This is a genomic window from Anaerococcus sp. AGMB09787, assembly GCF_022808955.1.
Taxonomy (GTDB): Bacteria; Bacillota; Clostridia; order Tissierellales; family Peptoniphilaceae; genus Anaerococcus.
Genome location: NZ_JAKZEY010000012.1, coordinates 49,304 through 73,609, shown reverse-complemented (window position 1 = coordinate 73,609; position 24,306 = coordinate 49,304). Strand labels below are relative to the sequence as shown.

Annotated in this window: 28 protein-coding genes; 1 reads left to right on the top strand and 27 read right to left on the bottom strand. The window is 34.6% G+C overall.

All coding sequences use genetic code 11. The annotated features are described in order from the left end of the window. Positions 1-4: 4 nt before the first annotated feature. The 26 genes from MUN42_RS03880 to efp all read right to left on the bottom strand — a co-directional run bounded on the left by MUN42_RS03880 (position 5) and on the right by efp (position 22,413). On the bottom strand, positions 5-637 hold the full coding sequence (locus MUN42_RS03880; protein WP_243343073.1) for a V-type ATP synthase subunit D: 633 nt from the start codon (positions 635-637) through the stop codon (positions 5-7). Beyond that, positions 638-2,002 carry a V-type ATP synthase subunit B gene (locus MUN42_RS03875; RefSeq protein ID WP_243343072.1) on the bottom strand — a complete coding sequence of 455 codons (1,365 nt, stop codon included), beginning with the start codon at positions 2,000-2,002 and terminating at the stop codon, positions 638-640. It lies immediately after the preceding gene. After that, positions 1,999-3,753, bottom strand: a complete 1,755-nt coding sequence (locus MUN42_RS03870; protein ID WP_243343071.1) for a V-type ATP synthase subunit A — start codon at positions 3,751-3,753, stop codon at positions 1,999-2,001. The genes MUN42_RS03875 and MUN42_RS03870 overlap by 4 nt, the downstream gene beginning before the upstream one ends. Further along, positions 3,737-4,342 carry an ATPase gene (locus MUN42_RS03865; protein WP_243343070.1) on the bottom strand — a complete coding sequence of 202 codons (606 nt, stop codon included), beginning with the start codon at positions 4,340-4,342 and terminating at the stop codon, positions 3,737-3,739. The genes MUN42_RS03870 and MUN42_RS03865 overlap by 17 nt, the downstream gene beginning before the upstream one ends. A gap of 11 nt (positions 4,343-4,353) precedes the next feature. Then, on the bottom strand, positions 4,354-4,593 hold the full coding sequence (locus tag MUN42_RS03860) for a V-type ATP synthase subunit F (RefSeq protein ID WP_279323795.1): 240 nt from the start codon (positions 4,591-4,593) through the stop codon (positions 4,354-4,356). A gap of 1 nt (position 4,594) precedes the next feature. Further along, positions 4,595-5,029, bottom strand: a complete 435-nt coding sequence (locus MUN42_RS03855) for an ATP synthase subunit C (protein WP_243343067.1) — start codon at positions 5,027-5,029, stop codon at positions 4,595-4,597. Between the two features lie 9 nt (positions 5,030-5,038). Next, positions 5,039-6,409 (bottom strand): V-type ATPase 116kDa subunit family protein, encoded by a 1,371-nt coding sequence (locus tag MUN42_RS03850; RefSeq protein WP_243343066.1) that lies wholly within the window; start codon positions 6,407-6,409, stop codon positions 5,039-5,041. Next, positions 6,410-7,291, bottom strand: a complete 882-nt coding sequence (locus tag MUN42_RS03845) for a hypothetical protein (RefSeq protein WP_243343065.1) — start codon at positions 7,289-7,291, stop codon at positions 6,410-6,412. 2 nt (positions 7,292-7,293) lie between these two features. Further along, on the bottom strand, positions 7,294-8,274 hold the full coding sequence (locus tag MUN42_RS03840; protein ID WP_243343064.1) for a V-type ATPase subunit: 981 nt from the start codon (positions 8,272-8,274) through the stop codon (positions 7,294-7,296). A gap of 140 nt (positions 8,275-8,414) precedes the next feature. Beyond that, complete coding sequence (gene miaB / locus MUN42_RS03835) at positions 8,415-9,767, bottom strand: tRNA (N6-isopentenyl adenosine(37)-C2)-methylthiotransferase MiaB (RefSeq protein ID WP_243343063.1); 1,353 nt, start codon at positions 9,765-9,767, stop codon at positions 8,415-8,417. A gap of 64 nt (positions 9,768-9,831) precedes the next feature. Next, positions 9,832-11,898, bottom strand: a complete 2,067-nt coding sequence (locus MUN42_RS03830; RefSeq protein ID WP_243343061.1) for a bifunctional 4-hydroxy-3-methylbut-2-enyl diphosphate reductase/30S ribosomal protein S1 — start codon at positions 11,896-11,898, stop codon at positions 9,832-9,834. Beyond that, entirely contained in the window at positions 11,889-12,491 is a 603-nt protein-coding gene (locus tag MUN42_RS03825) for a lysophospholipid acyltransferase family protein (protein WP_243343060.1), read from the bottom strand. Before MUN42_RS03825 ends, MUN42_RS03830 begins: the two co-directional genes overlap by 10 nt. A gap of 1 nt (position 12,492) precedes the next feature. Next, positions 12,493-13,131, bottom strand: coding sequence for a (d)CMP kinase (gene cmk, locus MUN42_RS03820; protein WP_243343059.1), 639 nt, complete (start codon positions 13,129-13,131; stop codon positions 12,493-12,495). Then, positions 13,128-14,333, bottom strand: coding sequence for an aminoacetone oxidase family FAD-binding enzyme (locus MUN42_RS03815; RefSeq protein WP_243343058.1), 1,206 nt, complete (start codon positions 14,331-14,333; stop codon positions 13,128-13,130). The genes cmk and MUN42_RS03815 overlap by 4 nt, the downstream gene beginning before the upstream one ends. A 27-nt stretch (positions 14,334-14,360) precedes the next feature. Next, positions 14,361-15,062: a pseudouridine synthase gene (locus tag MUN42_RS03810; protein ID WP_243343057.1), complete on the bottom strand. Its 702-nt coding sequence runs from the start codon at positions 15,060-15,062 to the stop codon at positions 14,361-14,363. Beyond that, complete coding sequence (gene scpB / locus MUN42_RS03805; RefSeq protein ID WP_243343056.1) at positions 15,052-15,585, bottom strand: SMC-Scp complex subunit ScpB; 534 nt, start codon at positions 15,583-15,585, stop codon at positions 15,052-15,054. The genes MUN42_RS03810 and scpB overlap by 11 nt, the downstream gene beginning before the upstream one ends. Positions 15,586-15,587: 2 nt before the next feature. After that, positions 15,588-16,280 carry a segregation/condensation protein A gene (locus MUN42_RS03800; RefSeq protein ID WP_243343055.1) on the bottom strand — a complete coding sequence of 231 codons (693 nt, stop codon included), beginning with the start codon at positions 16,278-16,280 and terminating at the stop codon, positions 15,588-15,590. Beyond that, positions 16,270-16,818 carry an NUDIX hydrolase gene (locus MUN42_RS03795; RefSeq protein ID WP_243343053.1) on the bottom strand — a complete coding sequence of 183 codons (549 nt, stop codon included), beginning with the start codon at positions 16,816-16,818 and terminating at the stop codon, positions 16,270-16,272. Before MUN42_RS03795 ends, MUN42_RS03800 begins: the two co-directional genes overlap by 11 nt. After that, a complete protein-coding gene (recN, locus tag MUN42_RS03790; protein ID WP_243343052.1) occupies positions 16,808-18,502 on the bottom strand; it encodes a DNA repair protein RecN in 1,695 nt (564 codons plus the stop codon). The genes MUN42_RS03795 and recN overlap by 11 nt, the downstream gene beginning before the upstream one ends. Then, positions 18,502-18,954 carry an arginine repressor gene (gene argR / locus MUN42_RS03785; RefSeq protein WP_243343051.1) on the bottom strand — a complete coding sequence of 151 codons (453 nt, stop codon included), beginning with the start codon at positions 18,952-18,954 and terminating at the stop codon, positions 18,502-18,504. The genes recN and argR overlap by 1 nt, the downstream gene beginning before the upstream one ends. Before the next feature lie 8 nt (positions 18,955-18,962). Then, positions 18,963-19,790, bottom strand: coding sequence for a polyprenyl synthetase family protein (locus MUN42_RS03780; RefSeq protein WP_243343050.1), 828 nt, complete (start codon positions 19,788-19,790; stop codon positions 18,963-18,965). Further along, positions 19,783-19,968, bottom strand: coding sequence for an exodeoxyribonuclease VII small subunit (gene xseB / locus MUN42_RS03775; RefSeq protein ID WP_243343049.1), 186 nt, complete (start codon positions 19,966-19,968; stop codon positions 19,783-19,785). The genes MUN42_RS03780 and xseB overlap by 8 nt, the downstream gene beginning before the upstream one ends. Further along, positions 19,961-21,148 (bottom strand): exodeoxyribonuclease VII large subunit, encoded by a 1,188-nt coding sequence (xseA, locus tag MUN42_RS03770; protein WP_243343048.1) that lies wholly within the window; start codon positions 21,146-21,148, stop codon positions 19,961-19,963. The genes xseB and xseA overlap by 8 nt, the downstream gene beginning before the upstream one ends. After that, a complete protein-coding gene (locus MUN42_RS03765; protein WP_243343047.1) occupies positions 21,145-21,528 on the bottom strand; it encodes a transcription antitermination factor NusB in 384 nt (127 codons plus the stop codon). Before MUN42_RS03765 ends, xseA begins: the two co-directional genes overlap by 4 nt. Continuing rightward, entirely contained in the window at positions 21,525-21,845 is a 321-nt protein-coding gene (locus tag MUN42_RS03760; protein WP_243343045.1) for an Asp23/Gls24 family envelope stress response protein, read from the bottom strand. The genes MUN42_RS03765 and MUN42_RS03760 overlap by 4 nt, the downstream gene beginning before the upstream one ends. A 10-nt stretch (positions 21,846-21,855) precedes the next feature. Further along, positions 21,856-22,413 (bottom strand): elongation factor P, encoded by a 558-nt coding sequence (gene efp, locus MUN42_RS03755; protein WP_243343044.1) that lies wholly within the window; start codon positions 22,411-22,413, stop codon positions 21,856-21,858. Between the two features lie 169 nt (positions 22,414-22,582). On the opposite strand from efp, the gene MUN42_RS03750 reads away from it, so the two are divergent. Further along, positions 22,583-23,737, top strand: coding sequence for a nucleotidyltransferase family protein (locus tag MUN42_RS03750; RefSeq protein ID WP_243343043.1), 1,155 nt, complete (start codon positions 22,583-22,585; stop codon positions 23,735-23,737). 74 nt (positions 23,738-23,811) lie between these two features. On the opposite strand, the gene MUN42_RS03745 is transcribed toward MUN42_RS03750, so the two are convergent. Further along, positions 23,812-24,303 carry an ATPase gene (locus MUN42_RS03745; RefSeq protein WP_243343042.1) on the bottom strand — a complete coding sequence of 164 codons (492 nt, stop codon included), beginning with the start codon at positions 24,301-24,303 and terminating at the stop codon, positions 23,812-23,814. Positions 24,304-24,306 lie beyond the last annotated feature (3 nt).

Genomic DNA, 24,306 nt, shown 5'->3' with positions numbered 1-24,306 from the left:
GACCTTAATTTTTTTGCTTTTTAATTTTATTTTCCTTGACAATTTTTGTCTTAGAAAAGTCCTCCCTCTCCTTCTCTTCAAGGCTTTGGGAGATGGTTTTTATTATTTCCTTGTACTTTGGAATTTGTACCTTCTCCAAAGAATTAACTTTTTTGCTAGTCTTTGATATTTCGTTGTTTAGAGAAGTGATTGTAGTATCAAGTTCTGCTAATTTGAAAATTTTTGACCTCAAGGTGTTAAAGCTTAGGATAGCCAGGTCAAAGGCTACATTTGTTTCGTAGAAGGAATATGATAAGTTTAGACCTACTTCCTCAAATTCAATCTTACTAATCTCTGTTTGCATAAATTTGCTGCTAGTAAGCTCCAATGAATTATCAATAGGCACAGACCTTGAAATAGAATCAAGATCTGTCTCCCCTAGGGTAATTAGCACCCTTTTAAAGTTTTCCTTTATATCAGCCAGAGTCTTATTTACTTCTTCATTAAGACTGTTACGGTCTTTTACCTTATCATCGTAGGCCTTCATTAGGGCCTTTCGTTTTTTATCGAGGATTTCATAGCCACCACTTAAAAGCTTCAGCTCTTCTTTGGCCTTCAATAAATTTGCTTTGGTTGCTGATAATTTGTTAGTTTCCATCTAATCACCTATAAATTTATCTAAGTTTTCCTTAGAAACCCTATGAAGCTCTGTCTTTGGTAGAATTTTTAGGATATCCCAGCCTAGGTCTAGGGATTCGTCAAGTTCTCTATTTTCATTTTGGTCTTGGGACAAGAATTTACTCTCAAAGACAATACCAAATTCTAGGTATTTTTTATCTGTATCTGACAAATCATCTTCTCCCACTATTTGGGCTATATTTCTTACATCTTGAACCTTGGAATAGGATTCGTAGAGTTGGTTCATCAGATCTTCGTGGTCTGCCCTAGTGTAGCCTTCACCTATACCATCCTTCATAAGTCTGGATAGGGATGGAAGAACATTTATAGGAGGGTAAATCCCCTTGTTAGATAATTGCCTATCAATTACTATTTGTCCCTCTGTAATATAGCCTGTAAGGTCTGCTACTGGATGGGTTATATCATCATTTGGCATGGTTAGGATTGGAATAAGGGTAACTGATCCCTCTACGCCTTCAATCATTCCTGCTCTCTCATACATGGATGCAAGGTCAGAATATAGGTAGCCAGGGTAGCCCTTTCTTGAGGGAACCTCACCCCTAATTGATGAAACTTCACGCAAGGCTTCACTGTAGGAAGTCATATCTGTTATAAGGACAAGGACATGGTAGCCCTTCTCAAAGGCTAGGTATTCTGCAGCTGTCAAGGCACATTTGGGTGCAATAAGTCTTTCCATAATAGGTGAGTCTGCAAAGTTTTCATACATGACTACCTTATCCCTTACCCCTGCCTTGTTGAAGGAATCCTCAAAGAACATAGCTTCATCCTTCTTTATTCCCATGGCAGCAAATACAAAGCAAAAGTCATCGTCTGTTTTGAGCTTGGCTTGTCTAACTATTTGTGTCGCTATCTGGTTGTGGCTAAGGCCTGATCCAGAAAATATTGGCAGTTTTTGACCACGGATTAGGGTTGTAAGTACATCTATTGAAGATATACCTGTTTGAATAAAGTCCCTTGGGTATTCACGAGCCACAGGGTTTAATGGAAGGCCTTCTATAGAATAGGTCTTGTCTGAATAAATTTGACCCCCATTATCTATAGGTTCTCCTATTCCATTGAATGTCCTACCTAGTATCGATTCATTTAGAGGAATTTCTAGGGGTTTTTCTTCAAAAGATACCACTATATCATTTAGTGAAAATTCTTCTGTATTACCAAAAACTTCTATGGTTACAGTATCATCATCGATCTTTACAACTTGACCTACAAAGTCCCTTCCTAGGGCATGAAGACTTACTACAGCCTTGTAGGCAACATCTGTTACCTTCTCTATTTCTATCATAGATGATTCGATTTTTTTAATTTTTGTATATTCTTTTCTCATCTATTTGCCTCATTAAATCTTTCAAAATGGTTATTAACTTTAGAATCTAAGTCTATAAAGTTATTTAACTCATCATTTTTGATATTATATTTCATTTGGGTTAGGTCATTTATCAATTTAGGATTATAAATCCTATCATAACTTAGTCCCCTATCTAAGGCTGACTCTGATTTTTTGTAATAATTATATATGCTCTCTAGCATCTTTACTTGTTTTTCTAGAGGGACATACTTATCTATGTCGTTGTAGGCATTTTGTTGCAGAAAGCCAACCCTTACCAGGGTAGCTATATCTAGGATGTTTTTTTGCTTATCTGATAGGGCATCTTCTCCTACTAGCATCATGATTGACCTAACTTCATCTTCCTTTAGCAAAATATCCATAAGTTCATTACGAAGACCTACTATATTCTTGCCAATTTTTTCTTGATAAAAGTCGCCAATTTGCTCTATATATTTAGAGTAAGAAGTAAGCCAGTTTATGGCAGGATAGTGCCTAGAATAGGCAAGTTTCCTATCTAGACCCAAGAAGACGTTGACACACCTTCTGGTGTTTTCTGTAACTGGCTCGGAGAAGTCTCCTCCTGATGGACTTACTGCCCCTATTAGTGTAACTGATCCTTCGCTACCGTTTAGATTTGTAACATAGCCTGCCCTTTCATAGAATTGGGACAATCTTGATCCAAGATAAGCTGGATAGCCTTCTTCTGCAGGTATCTCTTCAAGTCTACCAGATATTTCTCTAAGGGCCTCTGCCCATCTTGATGAAGAATCTGCCATCAAGGCTACATCATAGCCCATATCTCTAAAATATTCTGCTATGGTAATTCCGGTATAAATAGAAGCTTCCCTTGCAGCAACTGGCATATTTGATGTATTTGCTATAAGGATAGTCCTCTCCATAAGTCCCTTGCCTGTATTAGGGTCGATTAGGTCAGGGAATTCTTCAAGGACTTGGGTCATTTCGTTACCACGTTCACCACAACCTATATAGATAATGATATCTACGTCACTATATTGGGCTAGTTGGTGTTGGAGCATAGTTTTTCCTGTACCAAAACCTCCAGGAATAGCCACAGTACCACCCTTAGCTATAGGGAAAAATATATCTAGAACCCTTTGACCAGTTTGCAAGAGTTTCTTAATTGGCATATTAGCCCTTACTGGACGGGCCTTCCTTACTGGCCAGTATTGGTAGAGTTTAAGCTCTTTTATATTGCCCTTATCATCTTTTACCTTAACTATGGTATCTTCTAACTTGTATTTACCATCACTAGCTACTTCGACTACGGTACCCTTAATATCTGATAGGAGCCTATGCTCAATTGTTTGGCTCTCATCGATTGTAGCATAAATATCCCCTAGGGAGATTATATTTCCAACTTTCACCTTAATCTTAACATCCCAGAGCTTTTCTGTATCTATATTTTCAAATCCAATTCCTGCTGGGATAAAGGCTCCGTTTTTATCCATTATAGATTTTAGTGGTCTTTGAATACCATCAAACATATTTCCAATCATACCAGGGCCAAGTCTTACAGAAAGTGGCCTACCTGTTGGAATTATTTCCTCATTTACCTTAAGACCTGAAGTATCTTCATAGACTTGGATAGTAGCAAGGTCACCCTCTAGGGAAATTACTTCCCCAATAAGTTTTGCCCCTCCTACACTTACCATCTCCCTTATGCTTAGAGTATCGGTATTATTGGCTATTACTACAGGTCCATTAATTGTTTTAATTTTTGGATTCATTAAAACTCTCACTTTCAAGAAGTTCGTTTAATTTCTTACCAACTTCATATTTTTTCATGTTCAATTTATTTAAATAAGTAAAATTATATCTAAATTCTCTATCTTTATTTGAAATTATATAACCTCCTATATATTCATTAGGAATAGCTTCTTTGTTAATAAAATCAATATCATCCAAGTCTTTTTCCACAACTCCTATAATAAGGTCCTCTGCATTTAAACTTAGACTTTTAATAGAGTTTTTTATCTTAGAGTTAAGATTTTCCTTATAAACATCACTTGCTGTATAGGCTCTTAACTTATCCACGATTCTTTTGTACAAGTCTTCTACCAAAAATTGCCTATGGACGTAGATATTATTTTTGGCATCAGCCTCTTTTTTTGAAAGACTCTCGTTCTTCTTTGACTTAGCAAAAGCCTCCCTATCCCTGATGCTTTCCTTTAGCTTCTCATCTAGTTCAAGCTTTTTATCACTTACAATCTTTGAATTAATTTCTGTAGACTTGTATAATTCTTCCTCGCTTTGTTCTTTTTCTTCACCCCAAACCATTTTTCTAAAGGATGATAATTTCGCTTCAATATCGAGCATTTCCCCTCCAATCAGCCATCTATTACAACAATAAGAGGTTTAGTAGACTGACTTCTATAGTAGTCCACATCTTCTCCTATTGCCTCATAAACTTTTTTCGTGAGGATTAAGAGAGCAATTCCCTCATCCCCTATAGAGTCCTCGAAGGCTTTAAGTATAGAATCTCTATCGCCTACTGGCTCTGTCTCTATGGCTCCTAGCCTAAACATCAAGTTCAAACTAGGATCTGTGCTTATTAACTTTGCCCTCATTTTATGCGTAAAGAATAAGTATAGAGATGATTACACCAAAGATAGCTATACCTTCAGCAAGACCTACGAAAATTATTGTTCTACCAAGTATAGATTGGTCTTCGCTAATAGCTCCTAGGGCTGCTGAACCTACTGTACCTACGGCATAACCTGTACCTATTGTAGCAAGACCAGTTGAAAGGGCTGCTCCTATATATTTAAGTCCATCACTTGATGCTGCTGCAGCTGCCTCTACTTCTGCTGCCCTTGAGCTTGCTGTAGGGAAGAGTAAAACTATTACCATTACCATAATTGGCACGAAAGTAAATAAATTTAACTTCAAGGCTTTTTTGATTTTTGCCTTGGATGGATCATCGTTGTTCTTTAATAAGTATAAACCTGAATAAATTGTCATAATGACAACAGCTAGTGCTAATAATGCTATTTTTACAATCATACAAACTCCTTAATTTTCCTTGATTGGTCTAAATTTACGACCATTTCCTTCATAATATTTGCTAAACATTTCATAAAATTCTAGTCTTAGGCCTTGGATAAATACTATCATTCCTTCAAGTCCTATAATCAAAATATTTCCCAATATCAAAATAATTGTACCGACTAGACCACCACCGGCAAGATTTGCCATAACCTCAAAGGCCATATAAAGTCCCACGTGGTTTATTGCAAAGGCCCCTACCCTAGTAAACGAAACTAGGTTTGAAAATACAGAAAGCAAGGCTTCTACAATAGAAAAGGACGATTCTACATAGTAGTCTCCTTTAGGACTATCATAAAGGGGTTGAGTTTTGGTGAGCCTTCTTGCTATCGGTTGTTTAAAGATAATCATAACAATTGATAAAATCAATAATCCAAATCCTAACCCCATTGGCAGAGGATTTACCCCTACTATATTTAAGATAATAAGGATAAAGGAAATCATCATCATAAGGCCTGCAAGACCTTCCTTACCAAAGATTCCCTCTTCAATATTTTCCTGCTTGACTACCTTGTTATAAATTCCCAATATATAGGATATAATCATAAGAACTAAACCAAAGGCAACTGATGCAACTAGGACAGTCATAATATTGTCAAATGGCTTAATAAGTAGGGTAGGTATAAGGGTTTCTATACCGAAAAACGATCCGTACATAAGACCAAAGATCGAAGCAGATATACCAATTCTTCTAAGTAATTGACCAAATACCTTGTTGATTTTGTCAACGAAAAAGCTTAGTCCTACAAAAACTAGCCCTTGGCCCAAGTCTCCAAACATCATTCCATACAAGAGCATATAGGTTATTGCAAAAAATGGAGTAGGGTCTATTTCATTATAATTTGGTGACCCGTACATATTTACCAAAAACTCAAAAGGCCTAAATATTTTATTGTTCTTAAGTTTGGTAGGTGGCTTTTTATTAACAACCTTATCGTCTACATTTACCTTGGTGTGGTCATATTTTTCTTCGAGCTTTTCAAAATCATCTACCCTGGATTCTGGAACCCAGCCGGATAGATAAAAATACTTATCTCCCTTGGCCATCTTTTCCTTGAGGGCTGAGCTTTTATCATAATAATCAATGGTGTAGGGAATTTCTTCCATCAAATCTAGATTTTCTCTCTTAAATCGCTCAATTTCTTCTTCTAGTTCTTCTATTTCCTTATTAGTTTCTTCCAATTTTTTATTTACTGTTTCAAGATCATAGGTCTCAGGAGTTTCCTTGTCTATAAAACCCATGGTATTTATAGCTCTATTAATATCTTCTTTAACCTTATTAGGATAAACTAACAAATAATTTTCTTTGCTATCGCTATTTATAACCTTATCTGCCAATTATATATCCCCTCCTTTAACTATTGAATCGAAAATTTCATCTACTATGATATCCCTAAATTCCTTGTACTTATTGTCAAGGTCATTTTTCTTTTCATTGTAGATTTTATAAATTTCCTCTCCCTTTTGTTCAGCTTCATTTAAAATAGAGATATAAATCTCTTCACTCTTTTTCTTGGCTTCTATTTGATATTCTTTATTATAGTCATTTAGAAGCCTTAGGGTGTTTTCCTTCTCATCTTCTATAATCTTATCTGTAGCATCCCTAAGATCTGTAGTTTCCTCATCTAGGGCTATGATTTGATTTAAATAGCCAAGAGATAAGTCATCCAAAGATTTATCTAGGTGTAAAATTAAAGATGGTAGATTTTCATAATTATTTTTTAATATGAATCTTCCATCCTTACTTACGTCACCAAATCGGTAATCGAAGTAGTTTAGATTATTAAGTTTTTTTATATCAATTCCAAAGCTAGCTAGACTCTCCAAGTTTTCCTTGTAGGCCATTAGCTTCTCACGCTCTTTAATAAGCTCTTCTTTTTTCTCAATTAGGGGTTCTAGGATTGAGTAAATCTTTTGGACATTTTCCTTAGAGATATACTTATCCCTTACATTCTCATCAGCTACATTAAAAAGATCACTAATGACCCTTAGGTTCTCACTTGCTTTTTTGTTGTCCTTATCAAAAGATGAAATTGTTGAAACATCTTCTGTAAGTTCTACATTCTCCCTAGTTGCCCTTATTTGAAAAGATCTTGATGCTAATTGATTAAAGGCATCAACAACCTCTATATCACCTATCTTAATTACATCTTCCAAAAAATCATCCAGATTTTCTAAGTGAGATGCTATATTAACTAGGTACATTTTTTCTACAGCCATACTTACCTTCCTATTATTAAATCATACCTGTCCGACATTGACAAGGTCTCATCTATTTCTAGAATACCTACCAAGCTCTCATAATGGATACGGATTAAACTCATAACAGAAATTACATAAAGAATGTCAGATCTTTGCTTTCTTATTTCAGACATATAAAGTTTTGCCATTCTTTCCTTAATTTTGATATGAGAAAATTCTGCCCTATCAAATATCCCCTTGTACTTACTTTGATTAAGTCTATCCAAGAAGTCATCAAGGGGTATATTGGCTAATTCCTTTAGTCTCTTGGCATTGTATCCCCTGCCTCCTTCAATTAAATAATTAAATATTTCATTATTATTTAAATTAAAGAATTTTTTGAGCCTAAAGACCATCTCAAAATTAGCTAGGTTAATCTGCTCACCCAAGAGCTCTCTTATCCAAGACTTTTCCTTCCCCTTAAATTCCTTAGAAAGTTTCAATAAATCCCTATAATAAAATTTCATTAAGGCATTAGATGATAAAAAGATTAGGGCATCTTCGTCCATATTTTCGTTAACAAAGGGAAGCAGGGTCCTATAATAACGGCTAGCACTAAGACTTTCTATAAAATCCTTAAGGTCCATATCAATTTTGATATGGAGGTTTTTAGAAAAAGGATCATGGAGCAAATTCAGGATATTTTTTTCCAGTCTATGATGAACTATAGATTGGATAACTTTTTGAATTAGGTAGATCTCATATATTGAAAAATAATTTTTGAAAAATTGACTTTCAATACCTCCTAGAAAAAAATCTATACTTCTAAGCTCTGTATAGAAATTATTAAAAAATCCTGCTTCCATCTCCTTCTTCGTATTTACATTTTTCAAAAAAGGATACTTATGATTTAATAATTCTTTTTTATTTTCTAATGACGTATCGGAAATCAACTTATCGTATAGATCTCTTGTGGGGAGCTTTCCCATTTTTGCTTTTGCTTTTACGCTTACATCTTTCATAACAAGTCCTTTCTTGATACTTTTCAATTTTAACACTTAGTAGGTCTAAATAAAAGAATAAAAAACATTCTATATAAACCATTGATATATAGACATTTCTAGAAAACTTTTTCATAAAAAACTACCATCAAAGGGTATCTTTATTCTACTAATTCTCCCGTAATAGTAAATGATGTATTATCAGTTATCTTTACCTTTACAAAGCTACCTATTAGGGACTTATCCGCCTTTACATGGACTAGCTTGAAGGTATCAGTCCTACCTGTTAGGACTTCATCATTATTTTTACTTTCTGATTCTAATAAGACCTCTACAGTTTTTCCTATATATTTCTTATTTTTTTCATTGAAAGTTGGATAAAGGGTATCAAGGAGCCTATCAAACCTATCTTGAACTATAGCATCATCAATTGGCTCAAGTTTAGCTGCCCTGGTCTTTGGTCTAGGACTATACTTAAAGGTAAAGGCTTGGTCAAAGCCTACTTCCCTACAAACCTTAAGGGTTTCTTCAAAGTCTTCTTCTGTTTCAGTAGGATAGCCCACAATTATATCAGTAGAAAGTGCAAGATCTGGTATTTCACTCTTTAATTTCTTGGCCCTTTCTAGGTATTTTTCTTGGTTGTACTTCCTATTCATATCTTTTAGGACCTTAGATGAACCTGACTGCATAGGTAAATGGAAGAACTTGCAGATATTGTCATTATTTTTGATAACTTCTATTAGCTCATCTGATAGGTCTTTAGGGTGGCTTGTTGTAAATCTAAGTCTTTTTAGTCCTTCAATCTTACTTATCCTATCAAGTAGTTCAGGGAAGGTCATATCAAAGTCAGCCTTGTTCCCATAACTATTTACATTTTGTCCCAGGAGGGTTATCTCTTTAAATCCTTGGTCTACCAAATGCTCACATTCTGCAAGTATTGCAGATGGTCTTCTTGATTCTTCCCTACCCCTTGATTGTGGAACTATGCAATAGGAGCAGAAGTTATCACAGCCCCTCATTATATTGACATAGGCTTGGAAGTCATTTTTGTTATTATATTCAACAAAATCATCTTTTACATCATCTGTTGAAATATCTACAACACGCTCCCCTGTTTCAAGGTACCTATAGATTAAATCTGGAAGGGAGTTGATGTTCTTTGTACCAAATACCAGGTCAACCTCATCATGCTTACCTACAATTACTTCTCTGGCAGTAGAGGTTTGCATCATACAACCAGATACGCTGATTATTTTGTCAGGGTTCTCGGCCTTTAGTTTTTTGAGAGATGATACTTGTCCATATAGTTTTAATTCTGCATTTTCTCTTACCAAGCAAGTGTTAAATAAGATAAAATCTGCTTCCTTCCTGTCATCAGTTTTTTTGTAGCCCAAATCTTCTAAGATATAAGAGATTCTTTCACTGTCATGTTCATTCATTTGGCAGCCAAAGGTCGTTATATTATATTTTTTGCCTTTAAAATAATCTTTATACTTTTCTTTTAGTGTTTCCATAATTCTCCTATCATAAAAAAAGAGATGAATATTAAATCCATCCCTTTACTTATTATATTTTAACTTATTCTTCTTCAGAAGAAGATTCGTCGTTGTCTAGAAGTCCCTTATCAGATAGAGCTTGTTCTAAGAGATTGCCAAGGTTGTTATTTAAATCATCATCACCTAGGTTGTTAGATTCTTCTCTTTCAACTCTTCTTCTTGGCCTTTCTTGATTTCTTTGAGTTCTTCTAGGTCTTCTCTCAGGTCTTTCTGGAGCTTCCTTTAGAGCCTTAATGCTCAATCCAACTCTTTCTTCTTCTCGGTCGATGCTTATGATCTTAACTTCGATTTCATCACCAATATTTAGTTCGTCAGATGGTTTTTCTACATGGTCCCAAGAAATTTCTGATACGTGAACAAGACCTTCTACTCCATCAGCAACTTCTACAAAAGCACCAAAGTCTAGTAGGTTAACAACTTTTCCTGTTACAACACTACCAACTTCGTGTTGATTTACAAAAGCTTCAAATGGTTTTTCTAGAAGTTGTTTACGTCCAAGAGATATTCTATTCTTTTCCTTGTTAAGTCTTAGAATCTTAACTTCGATTTCATCTCCAACATTTAAAACATCAGAAGGTTGTTCAACTCTAGACCATGCTATATCTGATACGTGAAGTAAACCATCAAGACCATTAACTTCAACAAAAGCTCCAAAGTCAGTTAGTCTAGCAACCTTACCAGTAAGCACTTGACCTTCTTCTAGGTCTTCCCACTTAGCATCAGTTTCTTCTTCAACTACTTCTCTTCTAGAAAGAACTAGTCTATTTTTTCTTTCATCGATAGATATAATCTTAAGATCCCAAACTTCTCCGACAAATTTCTTGAAGTTCCTTACGAAATATGTTGCGATTTGGCTTGCAGGAATAAAACCATTAATTCCATTTACATTAACAGTTAGTCCACCCTTGTTAGCTCCTACAACTTCACCACGAACTAATTCCTCATTGTCAGCTTTTTCAGCTAGTTCTTGCCAAGCTTTCATTCCTTTGACTCTTCTTGTTGATAGAGATACATTACCTTCACCATCATCTAGTTTGATAACATATACATCAATTTCATCGCCTACATTAAAGTTGTTTTTTGGATTTTTTCTTTCTTCTTCTGTCATTTCATCTAGTTTGATGATACCATCAGCACGGAATTGGATGTCAACGAATACCTCATCTTCCTTAACATCAATTACAGTACCCTTTACTATTTCCTTAGGGTATACCTTCTTCAAACTATCCTCTAGACTTGACATAAATTCTTCTTTTGTGAATTCATCCATACTACTTACTACCTCCTCGATAATCTCATCAGGTGTAGAGGCACCTGCGATTATTCCTACTTTTTTAAATTTAGAGAGCTTTTGCAAAGGTAGTTCATTAACAGTTTCAATCCTAAAAACATTGTTACAATTCATTTTAGCTACTTGATAAAGCTTATTCGTATTAGAACTATTAAAACCACCAACTACAATCATGCAATCAACTTCCTCACTTAAGGATTTGGCTGCCTGTTGCCTATTTTCAGTTGCCTTGCATATTGTGTTTTCTATTACTACACTATCATTATTTTCTTTTAACTTGTTAGCAATATCATAAAAATAATCAAACCTATTTGTAGTTTGGCTTACCACATAAAGTTTGACATATCCTTTTACATTTTTTGCTTCAGTCTCATCTGATATAACTATACCGTTTTTTAAGTAAGAGTCCATAGCAATAATTTCAGGATGCGTTTTATCTCCAACAATTATTACCTGGTAGCCCTCATTTTCTTTCTGAATAATCTTATCATAAATATTCATCAAATGGGGACAGGTTGCATCTACTACGGTGTTGTTGTTTTCTTGGAGTTTTCCTTTAAATTCTGCACTTTCTCCATGGGCCCTTATTAAAATCGTGGAGTTTTTTAATAGAAGAGCCTCATCTTTATCAATTACTTTGAGTCCTTTTTCTTGAAAATTTTCTACTAGTTGGGGATTATGAACCAAAGGACCAACGCAATAGGCCTCATTATTATTTTTTATTGATTCATTGGCGAGGTTGACACTTCTTCTCACTCCCCCACAAAAACCCGAGTACCTTGCTATTATTATTTCCATTTATTTTCCCCTTCCTCTACATAATGGTCTTTATAGATGGCTTCAAATACATCATCTTCGATTTTTTTCATGGCTGTTTTATTATCAAGGTGCAAGTAATCTTCTACCCTAAGCATCTCATGGACATGGATGTAGGATTTTTTGAAGGGTTTATAGGTAGATATAAGCTCTACTGGCAAGATATTTGCCTTACCTTTTAAGGATAAGAAGGCTACCCCCTCCTTCATATTTTCCCTCTTGGTCTCCTTTACCCTAGTTCCTTCTGGAAATACTCCCAATGTCTTCCCTTCTTTGACAAGTTTCAAAGAGAATCTAAGGGATTTCATATTTTTTCCATGCCTATCTACTGGAAATACTTCTACAGAACTTAAAAGTTTTGCCAATAAGGGATTTTCAAAGAGTTCTTTTTTAGCCATAAAGTGTATTCTAACTGGTAAGACTAGGGCCAAGAGAAAGGGATCAAAGTTTGACTTGTGGTTGGCACAGATTATAAAGTTTTCATCTTCCTTCAAATTTTCTATTCCATCTACCCTTACCCTAAAAAATGGCAATAAAATAACCTTTAAAATTGCAACAAAAAAATTATAAAGCATATCATAGCTCCATCTTCTTCATAATCAAATCTATTGTTTCTTCAATATTTAAGTCTGAATTATCTATAAGGATTGCATCGTCTGCTTTTTTAAGAGGGGCTATTTCCCTATTAGAGTCGTACTCGTCCCTCTTTATTATGGCTTGTTCAATTTCATCTAGGCTTTGGGCTAGCTCATTTTGATCAAAACGTCTCTTAGCCCTAACCCTAGGGGATGCTGTTACGTAGAATTTATATCTTGCATCTGGAAAGACTACAGTTCCTATGTCCCTACCATCTAGGATAAAGGAGGTATCTTTTGCTATATTTCTTTGGAGGTCTACTAATTTTTCCCTGACATCCTTATTGGCACTTACCCAAGAAACATTGGCAGTAACTTCTTCATCTCTTAGCATATCGGTAAGGTCTCTACCATTTAAGAAGATTCTCCCCTTATTGATATCCATTCTAATATTATCAAGTTCTTCCCTTATCTTATCATTTTCATTTTCTTTTATATTTAGCTCCAAGAACCTTCTTGTTACTGCCCTATACATAGATCCAGTATTCAGGTATTCAATATTTAATCTTTTGCTAAGTAGGTCAGCCAGGGTGGATTTACCAGACCCACTCGGCCCATCTAAAGCAATAATATATGTCATAATTTCTCCTTTATAGCAAGACTTGCACTATAGGCTGTTGTAAAGGCTATTTGCAAATTAAAGCCTCCTGTTAGTCCATCAATGTCTATGACTTCGCCGACAAAATATAGGTCCTCTACAAGTTTGGACTCCATGGTTTTGGGATTAATCTCGGTGGTTTTAACCCCACCTGATGTTACAACAGCGCTATTAAAGTTTATATTTTTTCTAGTTTCTAATGTGAAATTTTTTATTAGGGAGGCAAGTTTTTTCCTTTCCTCCTTGGTAATTTGATTTGAAGGCTTATTTTTACTTATTGGCACTTCATCTAACAAAGTTTCAATCAGACTTTCAGTTAAAAAGCCCTTTAGGGAATTACCTATCGCCTTCTTGGGATTTTTATCTAAGTAATTAATAAGAATCCTATCAAGGTCATCAATATTCCTCTTAAAGTCAATAGAAATCTTAGTAATTCTAGACCTCGCTCCCCTAGCCTGAAGCCTCAAAGCGGCAGGGCCTGTGATAAAGTTTGGTGTGAGTAAGATATCCCCCACTTCACTAAAGACTTTATCATCTGTATAGGCCCTTATCTCTATATCTGATAAACTTAATGCCTTAATTGGTAAAGTCTTCTTTAGATAAAGAGGACAAAGGGATGGTAGAGGTTCTATTAGAGTGTGACCAAAACTTTTGGCGAACTTGTAGCCATCTCCACTAGATCCAGTCTTTGGGTAGGATAGGCCACCACAAGCTATTACTAAGATATCAAATTCCATCTGACCCTTAGAAGTTTCTAGATTAAACCTACCATCCTTATTTACTGAAAAGACCTTGGTATTGGCTAGAAATTTTACTTGCTTTTTTCTTATAAGTTCCTCAAATAAATTAACAATATCACTAGCCTTCATAGACTTAGGAAAGACCTTGTCATCTTCTTCTATCAGGGTTTCGATCTTATTCCTATTTAAAAAATCTATCATGGCGAAGTTATCAAAGGTCGAAAAGGAAGAGTAGAGGAAGTCCTTGTTTCTAATTATATGGTCCAAAAAATCATCATAGACTTTCCCACTAGTTATATTACACCTTCCATTGCCTGTAAGGAGGAGCTTTCTACCTATCTTGTCATTTTTATCGAATAAATATACTTCATTATTTGAATTTTTAATATTGATAGCTGCAAATATTCCTGCCGGACCTGCACCTATGATACCAACTTTTGCCATAAATTTCACCACAAAAATAGACCTTTTCTATCCCTTGATTTTCTTAACAAAACTAAGCTCTTCTTCATCAAAATACCTATTCTCATAGGGCTTCATATCAAAAATATTTATTTCTCCAATCCTGATACGCTTTAGGCTTAAGACCTTTGAATTAAAATATCCAAACATCCTCCTAATCTGCCTATTAAATCCCTGGTGAATTATTACTCGGTAGGTATTTTCTCTAGGATCTAAAAGCTTAATTCTAGCATCTGAGGTTATTTCACCCCTACCTATATCTATGCCTCTTTGGAAAAGATCTTCTTCTTTTTTACTTAATTTTTTATCAACTTTTACTATATATTCCTTATCAAGTTTTTGCCTCGGGTGGATTATATTATTGGTGAAGTCACCATCATTAGTTACTATAAGTAGGCCCTCGCTATCCTTATCAAGCCTCCCTGCCGCAAAAAATTTCTTGTCAACCTTGACCAAGTCATTTAGGTCTTTGTCATTGTGGGGGTCATAATTACTCGTAATAAAGCCAACTGGCTTATAGACCTTGATATAAAATTTCTCTTCTATGCCTATTACTTGGCCATTAACCTCCACCAGGTCATCATCCCTTATATCAAGTCCAGGCTCACTTACCCTTTGTCCATTTACCTTAACAAGGCCATTTTTAATTAGGTCATCAGCCTTCCTCCTGGAAGTTATTCCACTTTTGGCTATAAATTTATTAATCCTCATCTTCTTCCTCACTAGTAAAGTCGATTTCTGGGAGGTCGTCCAGGGAAGATATATTAAAATATTCTAGAAAATTTGTATTTGTCCCATAGATAATAGGCTTACCGATCTTATCAAGTCTGCCCCTTTCTTCTATGAGGTCCTTATCAAGAAGGGTATCAATGGATGACTGGGAGTTAACTCCTCTGATTTTATCAACTTCGGCCCTGGTTATAGGTTGCTTGTAGGCAATAATTGATAGGGTCTCCAAGGCTGAAGAAGAAAGTTTTTTCTCGCTCTTTTTTACAACCTTTTCGAAATACTTGTTATGCTCATCCCTGGTTGTAAATTTGTAGGCCTTATTATAGTCTCTAATGACTAAGCCAGAAGGTCTCTCATCTCTCTCATTTTTTATTTCAATCAGAGCTTCTTCTATATCTTTTTTCTCATAGTCATAGATAATTTTTGATAGATCGTCTATATCTATAGGATCTGCCCATATGTATAAAACTTCTTCAATTAGTCCCTTCAAATAATTCTTGTCCATGCCTACCTCTTAATCACAAAAAAAGAATTCTCAACTTTTTCCTCAAGTTCTATCTCCCTAAGCCTTACTAGTTCCAACAAGGCTAGAAATGTCGCTATGCACTCAGACTTTGACCTTATTCTTGTGGTAATATTATCAAGTCTTAGAGTCTTGGCAAAGTTTAAAGTCTTTCTTATTTTCTCGACATATTCATTTACATCTTCAATCCTAGTAGGCTCAAAAAAAGGCTTAGGACTTTTCTTGCCAAGGTTTTTGAGGACCTTCTCGAATTTAGTTTTAAGAATATTTATATCATTCTCTATTTTTACTTCATCATACACTTCAAATTGACTCAGATCTTCTTGGTACTTAGAATAAATCTTCCTCGCTTCTGCTTCCATTAGTTTCAAGTCGTCTTCTACCGACTTTATCTTCTTGTAGGTTATAAGGTAAGAGATAAATTCCTCCTCTAGATTTTCATTTTCTTCTTTTGGAGTGAGTTTATTGGCCTTGATAGTTAACAAAATTGAAGCTATATAGATAAATTCTGAAAGGTTATCTATATCTGAAAGCTTATTAATTTCTTCCAGATATGAATTTGTAATATCCTCCAGGGCTATATCGTAAATATCAATTTTCTTCTTCTCTATTAGACTTAATAGCAAGTCAAAGGGCCCACTAAAGGATTCAAGCTCAATATTTAGCTTATCGCTCATTTTTTAATTTTATAGCATACAAAATAGCTATAATAGTCTTGGCGTCTGTGATTTTGCCATTTTCTACCATATTATAAAGCTCATCAATTTCCATAGAAAAGGCCTCGACATTTTCATCTTCGTCTTGGTCAAGCTTGGATTCAGAAAAATCTTGGGCTAGGAAAAATGACAACTTATCATTGGTAAAACCAGGGGAAGCATGCATATCAAAGAGGTAGGATATATCATTTGGAATAAACCCTACTTCTTCTTGGAGTTCTCTCTTGGCAGCCTCTACTGGTAGTTCGTTTGACTCGACAAGACCTGCTGGTATTTCTATAGTTACCTTATCGATAGCTCTCCTGTATTGCTTAACCATCCATAGCTTATCTTCACCATCAAGGGCTATAATTCCAACACCCTTTTGATGATCAACTATCTCTCTTTTGGAATATTTTTTGTTAGCTAACTCTACAGTTTCTACCCTGAGCTTTAAAATTTTACCGTCATATATAGTATCAGATTTGATTGGTTTCTCATAAAATTTTTCATCTTGCATTTCGTAAATCCTCCGCCATTTTCAACATTTCTTTTGATGATTCTATAGTAGTTGGAGTTATGTCTACTCCTCCTATAAGTCTTGCAATTTCGTTAACCCTATTAGCCCCCTCGACTCTTTCAGTCTTAGAAATAGTAAAGGAATCAAGATCCTCCTTGCTAATTAATATATGATTACTTGCTAGAGATGCAATCTGTGGAAGGTGGCTTATAGCTATAATTTGCCTCTTTTTCGATAGTTTAAGGATTCTCTCCCCTACTAGTTGAGCAGTTCTACCGGATATACCCGTATCAATCTCATCGAAAATTAAAGTACCTACCTTATCAGAATCTGAGAAAACTTCCTTGAAGGCTAGCATAATCCTAGAAATCTCTCCACCTGATGCAGTCTTTGATAGGGACTTGAGGATTTCTCCCTTGTTGGTTGCTATAAGAAAGTCTATGTTATCGAGGCCCTTGTTGTTGATAGAATCTTTTATATCGAAGGAGATTTTAAAGTTACCATTTTTTATATTAAGTTCTCTTATGGCATCATTTATCTCATCTTCTAAGACTTTGGCCTTTTTCTTTCTTATATTAGAAAGCCCGCTTGCAGTTTTTTCCATTTTTTTATCAATTTTAGAGATTTCCTTATCGATATTTGACCTCAGATCTTCTATATCTTCAAGCTCTGACCTCCTAGATTTAATTTCTTCATAGTAGGTCCTTATCTCATCGAGGCTTGACCCATACTTTCTCTTTAGGGAAAATATTGCTTGGTTAATCATTTCAAGCTCATAAAGCCTTTCTGGGTCTTGCTCTAAGTTCATCTCATAGGAGTCCAAGTCATTGTATAAGTCATTTACTTCATCAGATAAGGTGATGAGCCTTTGGTAGATATCTTCAATCTTATTATCCATAGAGGTAAACTCATCCAGGTCTGATATAGCTTCGTTAATGTAGGCGGTAACCGATGGGGTAGTAAAGTCAGAAGAATCGATCATCTCCTTAATCTTGTTGGTAATATTTATAATAGAAGTTACACTATTTAACTTTTGGTATTCCATGTTGATAGCTTCTTCGTCAATATTAAAGATATCAACATCTTCAATTTCATTTATTTGATAATTAAGGAGGTCCTTTTCCCTCCTAACTTCTTCATCACTTAGGTTGATATGGGAAAATCTCTCTAAGAATCCTTCCCTTTCCTTATTTAGTCCATAAAGCTCATCCAGTAATTCCTGGCTCTCCTTATCCCTGGTATATTCATCAATAAGATCTACGTAGTTGGACGAATTCATAAAGGAGTTACTATCGCCCTGCCTATAGATATCTATCAATAGGTCTGAAAGCTCTCTTAGAAGGCCAAGGCTAACCATACGGCCATTGATTCTTACAGATGAAGACTTCTTGCCAATAGTTCTGGTGATTATTAATTTGTTATCATCATCAAAAGAAAAGCCCATATCATAGAGCTTATCCTTAAGGTCTTCTTCGACTTCAAATACTGCCTCGATTAGAGTCTTATCAGAAAACTTACCAATAGTGTCCTTATTAGCCCTCTTGCCCAAGGCTAGGTTAATAGCCTCAAATATAAGGGACTTACCTGAACCAGTTTCACCAGTTAATACATTAAACCCATCTTCGAAAAAAATATGGTCTCGTTTTATTATTACAAAGTTATCGATAAATAACTCTTCTAACATTATTTAATCAAACTCCTAAGATCTTCCACTAGTATATCAATTTTCTCTCCATCAACGGGAGAAATAAATATAGTATCAATACCTGTTACTATACCACCTACATTGTCTAGCTTTTCATTTGTTATATAGGCACCACAAACTGTTGCACAATAAGAAATAGTCTTTATCACAACAAGTTGGTTAGACTTCTCGATTGATAGTACTGATTCTTTAAATATCTTTTCCATTCTCTCAGTAAAACTATCATAGTCATTATCAACTACTGTGTACTTATAGTCATAATCATCACTTTGTACTTTAGAAATCCTTAGTTCCTTGATATCCCTAGAAATTGTCGCTTGGGTCGCATTAATTCCATGTTCTTTAAGAAGTTCTGAAAGTTGGCTTTGAGTCTTTACATCATTATTTTGAATTATGTCTAAAATTAATCTTTGTCTAGTATATTTTTTCATATCCGCCTCTAATAATTTCTTTTTGAAAGGTAGTCAATTAAAAATATATAAAAATCATTATTTTCTATATCACTAATTGCTAACTCACATTTTTTATTGATCTCATCTAAAATCGAATTAGCTGCTTGTCTATCCATTATATTTAAAATATTTAACTCATCTGTATAGTCACTCTCTAGTAAGTCATCTTGAATTTGAAAGCCTAGTCCCAAATAATAGCCATATTTCTCAAGGCTCTCGATAACCTTACTATCAGCCCCAGCCACAAGGCCACCTGCTACAAGAGAGGCTACAAAGAAGTCTGCAGTTTTTTTTCCATAAACTCTTAGAATATAGTCTAGGTCATAGTCCTTCCTTTCTTCTAGGTCTAGGACTTGTCCATAGATTACTCCTCTCTTACCTAATTTATTAAAAAGATAATCCCCAGCTCTTATGTAGGCTGGATTTTCCTTAGCAAGGCTAAAGATTAAATTTGCTCCCTCATTTAATAGGGCATCTCCAGTTAATATTCCTATATCCTCACCAAAGTGCTTATGGGTGCTTTCTTTACCACGTCTATAGTCGTCATTATCCATGGCAGGTAGGTCATCATGGACTAGGGTATAAGATTGAAGCATTTCTATAGCCAAGGCAAAATCTATGTCTGCTCCACTTAGGTCATGACCTAGGATTTTGCAAGTTTCAAGATACAAACTCGCTCTAATTCTCTTGCCAGCTTCCATAGAGTATTTCATTGCTTCATCTAATATGCTTGGACTATCAAAGTATTTATTAATTCTTTTTTCTATTGCAATTTTATTTTCTTCTAAATTTTTCTTATATATATTTTTATTCATCTTTACTAATTATCTCAATCTTTGCCCTATAATCTTCTAACTTGTCATTTACTTCCTTATAGAGGTCCTTTGCCCTTTGAAAAATTTCGATACTTTCATCAAGATTGGTATCACTCTTTTCAAGCTCTTCTAAGAGTCCCTCTAATTCTTCAAATTTTTCTTCTAAACTTTTATCCATCTATAACCTTAACCTTTATACTTCCATCATAAAAATCGATTTCAAGCTCATCCCCTGCCTTCACTTGTTTTAAAGAATAAACATCATGCCCCAACCTATTCCTTAGTCTAATAGACTTCTTTCCAAGATCTATTAGGTCTTTTATCCTCTTTAACCTTAAGTCTATAAGCCCAAGCCTAGATATATTTTTTTCATAAGTCCTAAGTAGCTTATTATCAAGGTCATTTTTTATATAAGATAAGTCCTTTAGTCTAGCTTCTATCTTTTGGTAGGGACTATACTTATCTAAGATTTCCTTGTAATAGATTAGCTTAAAATATAGGTCCCCATATTTTTTATTAACAAGGCTATCTATCTTCTCCAACTTATTCCTAAAGTCCTTATCGAAATCAGAATAATTCTTGACTATAAAGCTCCCTGCTTCTGTAGGTGTTTGGAGGCTTAGATCACTTACAAGGTCCAAAAGACTTGAATCAATCTTGTGGCCTATGGCTGATAGGATGGGAGTTTTTGCCCTGTAGGCACTTTCTATAAGGTCTTTCTCATTGAAGGTAGCAAGGTCAACCTCAGATCCTCCACCCCTTGTTATAACTATTACATCTAGATCCATCCTATCAAGTCTTTCTAAGGCCTTGACTATTAGATCAACAGCCTCATTTCCTTGGACTCTGACAGGGTTAAAGTATATGTGAATATCATTGGGCTTTTGATTAATTACTGAAATAAAATCCACAAGGGCAGCCCCATCAGCTGATGTTATTAGACCTATCTTTGAGGGAAATTTCTTGATAGACTTTTTATTGGCCTTATCAAAAAATCCCCTCTTTTGAAAGTCTTCTTTCTTTTTTAAGAACTTGCTATAGGCTTCAGACCTACCTAGGTTAGTTACTTCCTTGGCTGATATTGTGACCCTAGAGGAGTAGTTGTTATAGACCAAAACCCCCTTTACTAGGACCTTCTCTCCTTCATTAAAGTCAAGGTCAATTCCCGATTCTTCATAATAATAGATTACACAGTCAACTAGATCCCTATCTTCCTTAAGTGAAAAATATAAATGGGACTTGTTGAACTTTATATTAGCCAGCTCACCACTTATGTAAACATTTTGAAATATAGGGTCATGTTTTATATTAGATTTTAAATATTCATTAAACTGTTTGACACTTAAAGATTTTCTCATTTATTATCTTTTCTAGTAATAGTTCCCAAGATAGAATTTACAAGCCTATAGTCATCTTGATTAGAATATTTCTTAGCAAGGTTAACTGCTTCATTTATAGAAACTGATGTAGGTATAGCCATAAAATATATTTCATTTATAGATAGGCAAATGATAGCCCTCACTACCTTTGATAAGTTCTTGTGCTTATTATCTAAATTTTCATCTATTTTAGAATCTATATCAGACTTATGGTTAAGGTAAGAATTTAGGCTATCCTTAATAAAGTCTTCCCCTAAAAGATCCTTATCATCTAGGGACCCATCTACTTCTTCAATTTTGCTAATTGAATCTTCATATATTAATCTAAAGATCCGTTCTCTTTGCTCAGTCCTTCTCATATTATTTCAAGATTTTCTACATTTACATCGACTTTATCAACGCTAAGGCCAGTCATATTTTCTACGACATTTTTTACATTGCTTTGTATGTCTTTTACAGTTTTTACTACCTTAACATTATTTTCTAGGTTTACTGTCAAACGGAAGTGTAGTTTCTCTCCATTCTTAGTAACCCTAGACTTAGGGTTTTTGTTTAATAGGTTACGTCCTTGATCTTCACTAATAACCCCATATACATCACTTGCAGCAGCATTTGCTATTTGATCAAGAATCTCATCTGCGATTTTTACTGATCCATTTACAAAATTACTTGCCATAATTAACTCCTTATACTCTTGATAGATAATCTCCTGTTCTTGTATCTATCTTAATAATATCTCCTTGGTTTACAAATACTGGTACTTGGATAACTGCACCAGTTTCTACTGTAGCTGGTTTTGTTACGTTTGTAGCTGTGTCACCCTTTACAGCTGGTTCTGTCTCTGTTACTTGAAGTTCTACAAAGTTTGGTGCTTCTACTAGGAATGGATTACCCTCATAGAATTTGATTTGAACTGATTCGTTTTCCTTTACATAGATGATGGCATCTTTTACATTTTCATATTCGATACCGATTTGTTCAAAAGATTCTGGATCCATAAAGTAGTATAGCTGTCCATCATTGTATAAATATGTCATTTCTTTTGTAGAAATAATAGCTTCTTCAAACTTTTCATTAGGGTTGAAGGTAACATCCTTAGCCCCACCATTCATTACAGATTTAATTTTTGCACGAACGAATGCTGCACCCTTACCTGGTTTAACGTGTTGAAAATCTATTACTTGGTAAACACCATTATCGTATACAAAAGTTACACCTTTTCTTAAATCATTTGCTGAAATCATAAATCCTCCTGTTAATGTTTCTTTTATTATTATACCATAGAGCATATAAATTGATAATAATTTTAAATAAAAATTCTTAAATCATTCCTTTTAATATGTATATGCCCTAAATATTATAAGCTATCTTAGTATATTTGTAAAAAAAATGTATAATTTAAGGGGTGATAGTATGAAAAAATTAGCAATTATAGCAGAATTTAACCCCTTCCATGAGGGACACAAGTATTTAATCGAAAAATCTAAAGAAATAACAAAACCAGACTTATCCCTAGCCATTATGAGTGGAGACTTTGTCCAAAGAGGAGAGCCTGCCATCTTAGATAAGTTTACTAGGGCAAGTATCGCTCTTAATAATGGCCTAGACCTAGTGATAGAGATGCCTAGCTTCATATCCCTCCAGTCAGCTAAGTTTTTTGCCTCAAAATCTATCGATATCTTAAATAAGCTAGGGATAGACTACTTGGCATTCGGTATAGAAAATATGGAGGCAGATTACTTTAAGAAAAAAATTGACTCAATCCTAGAAAAAAATGTCCTGATAGAAGAAAAAACCAAGGACTACTTAGATAAAAACTACTCCTACACCAAGGCAAGCTACCTTGCCCTAGAGAACATAGCCGGCACAGAATTTCTATCTTCAAATAACATCTTGGCCCTAGAGTATATTAAGGCGATTAAAAATATTAATCCAAGAATAAAATATCTACCTATACCTAGAAAAGAAGCCTTAAATAGAGAAAAAAATATAAGCCACCCTAAGTTTGCATCTTCAAGTGCTATTAGGGCGAATCTTGATAAGGATCTATCTTCACTTATGCCAAAAGATTCCTATGAAGAGTTAAAAAAAGCCATGGCAGCAAATATCCTACCATCAGCTGATAGCTTGTTTAGGATTTTCCAATATAAACTTATGATAAGCAATGATAATTTTGATAAAATCCTAGCCTACGAAGAAGGGATGGAAGAATATTTCAAAAAAATTCTAATAGCAAATCCAAACCTTGATTACTTTATAAATAAGGCTACTAGTCCAAGGTATCCTGCGTCAAGGATTAAAAGACTTATATTAAATTACTTACTTGATAACACGAGTGCTCTAAACGATGTGGATATTAATTTTATAAAGATCCTTGCCCTAAATAAAAAAGCCAAGACATCCTTAGGAGAGATGAGTCAGGATATTAAAATAATTATGAGAAAAGCCGAGAGCCTGGACTTGGATAATGATAATTTGCTAGTATATAAGAAAATGATAGAAGCCTCTAATCTCTATTCTATAATAAGTAGGAGAGATTTTAATAGAGACTACAAGGTTAAGTTTTAAAAGAAAAATCGTCCCTTAGTCCTGATAAGTTTAGGATTAGCCTAATACCACCAGTCTGGGACGATTTTTTATTCTTAGTTTTTGTTATTTAATAAATTTTGTCTATTTTTTTCTAGTTGCTCAGCAAGTTGAGAGAAGTTTTGAACTGATCCTTTGAATAGTCTATCAACATAAACATAAGATTGTTCTCTAAGTTTAGCTGCTTCGTTGTTTGCTTCAGCTAGTATTCTTTGAGCTTCATTCCTAGCTTCTCTAGTGATTTCATTTTCTGAAACTAATTGTCTAAACTTATTTCTTGCTTGTTCTTTGATATTGTTAATTTCGTTTTCAGTTTCCTTGAGTCTGCTTTCAGCTTCACCATTAGCTTCTCCAACTATCCTATCTTTCTCATCAATTACCCATTGAGCTTGTTTGATTTCTTCAGGAAGAGAGTCTTTCATCTCCTTTAGTAAATCAAAAATATCGTCTGGATCAACTGATACCTTCCTAGAAAATGGTACTGAAGAAGCCTCATCCAATATATCTTCCATTTCGTTAATTAGACCCATTAATTTATTTTGTGCCATAAG

Coding starts and splice junctions, on each gene's coding strand:
- MUN42_RS03880 (WP_243343073.1), bottom strand. CDS start 637: ATGGAAACTAACAAATTATCAGCAACCAAAGCAAATTTATTGAAGGCC.
- MUN42_RS03870 (WP_243343071.1), bottom strand. CDS start 3,753: ATGAATCCAAAAATTAAAACAATTAATGGACCTGTAGTAATAGCCAAT.
- MUN42_RS03795 (WP_243343053.1), bottom strand. CDS start 16,818: ATGCAAGATGAAAAATTTTATGAGAAACCAATCAAATCTGATACTATA.
- scpB (WP_243343056.1), bottom strand. CDS start 15,585: ATGGACAAGAATTATTTGAAGGGACTAATTGAAGAAGTTTTATACATA.
- MUN42_RS03860 (WP_279323795.1), bottom strand. CDS start 4,593: ATGAGGGCAAAGTTAATAAGCACAGATCCTAGTTTGAACTTGATGTTT.
- MUN42_RS03765 (WP_243343047.1), bottom strand. CDS start 21,528: ATGAGAAGGACTGAGCAAAGAGAACGGATCTTTAGATTAATATATGAA.
- MUN42_RS03840 (WP_243343064.1), bottom strand. CDS start 8,274: ATGAAAGATGTAAGCGTAAAAGCAAAAGCAAAAATGGGAAAGCTCCCC.
- MUN42_RS03750 (WP_243343043.1), top strand. CDS start 22,583: ATGAAAAAATTAGCAATTATAGCAGAATTTAACCCCTTCCATGAGGGA.
- MUN42_RS03830 (WP_243343061.1), bottom strand. CDS start 11,898: ATGGAAATAATAATAGCAAGGTACTCGGGTTTTTGTGGGGGAGTGAGA.
- cmk (WP_243343059.1), bottom strand. CDS start 13,131: ATGACATATATTATTGCTTTAGATGGGCCGAGTGGGTCTGGTAAATCC.
- MUN42_RS03810 (WP_243343057.1), bottom strand. CDS start 15,062: ATGAGGATTAATAAATTTATAGCCAAAAGTGGAATAACTTCCAGGAGG.
- MUN42_RS03855 (WP_243343067.1), bottom strand. CDS start 5,029: ATGATTGTAAAAATAGCATTATTAGCACTAGCTGTTGTCATTATGACA.
- MUN42_RS03760 (WP_243343045.1), bottom strand. CDS start 21,845: ATGGCAAGTAATTTTGTAAATGGATCAGTAAAAATCGCAGATGAGATT.
- efp (WP_243343044.1), bottom strand. CDS start 22,413: ATGATTTCAGCAAATGATTTAAGAAAAGGTGTAACTTTTGTATACGAT.
- xseB (WP_243343049.1), bottom strand. CDS start 19,968: ATGGATAAAAGTTTAGAAGAAAAATTTGAAGAATTAGAGGGACTCTTA.
- xseA (WP_243343048.1), bottom strand. CDS start 21,148: ATGAGAAAATCTTTAAGTGTCAAACAGTTTAATGAATATTTAAAATCT.
- MUN42_RS03815 (WP_243343058.1), bottom strand. CDS start 14,333: ATGGCAAAAGTTGGTATCATAGGTGCAGGTCCGGCAGGAATATTTGCA.
- MUN42_RS03865 (WP_243343070.1), bottom strand. CDS start 4,342: ATGCTCGATATTGAAGCGAAATTATCATCCTTTAGAAAAATGGTTTGG.
- MUN42_RS03745 (WP_243343042.1), bottom strand. CDS start 24,303: ATGGCACAAAATAAATTAATGGGTCTAATTAACGAAATGGAAGATATA.
- MUN42_RS03875 (WP_243343072.1), bottom strand. CDS start 2,002: ATGAGAAAAGAATATACAAAAATTAAAAAAATCGAATCATCTATGATA.
- recN (WP_243343052.1), bottom strand. CDS start 18,502: ATGTTAGAAGAGTTATTTATCGATAACTTTGTAATAATAAAACGAGAC.
- MUN42_RS03825 (WP_243343060.1), bottom strand. CDS start 12,491: ATGCTTTATAATTTTTTTGTTGCAATTTTAAAGGTTATTTTATTGCCA.
- MUN42_RS03845 (WP_243343065.1), bottom strand. CDS start 7,291: ATGGCTGTAGAAAAAATGTACCTAGTTAATATAGCATCTCACTTAGAA.
- miaB (WP_243343063.1), bottom strand. CDS start 9,767: ATGGAAACACTAAAAGAAAAGTATAAAGATTATTTTAAAGGCAAAAAA.
- MUN42_RS03780 (WP_243343050.1), bottom strand. CDS start 19,790: ATGAATAAAAATATATATAAGAAAAATTTAGAAGAAAATAAAATTGCA.
- argR (WP_243343051.1), bottom strand. CDS start 18,954: ATGAAAAAATATACTAGACAAAGATTAATTTTAGACATAATTCAAAAT.
- MUN42_RS03800 (WP_243343055.1), bottom strand. CDS start 16,280: ATGAGCGATAAGCTAAATATTGAGCTTGAATCCTTTAGTGGGCCCTTT.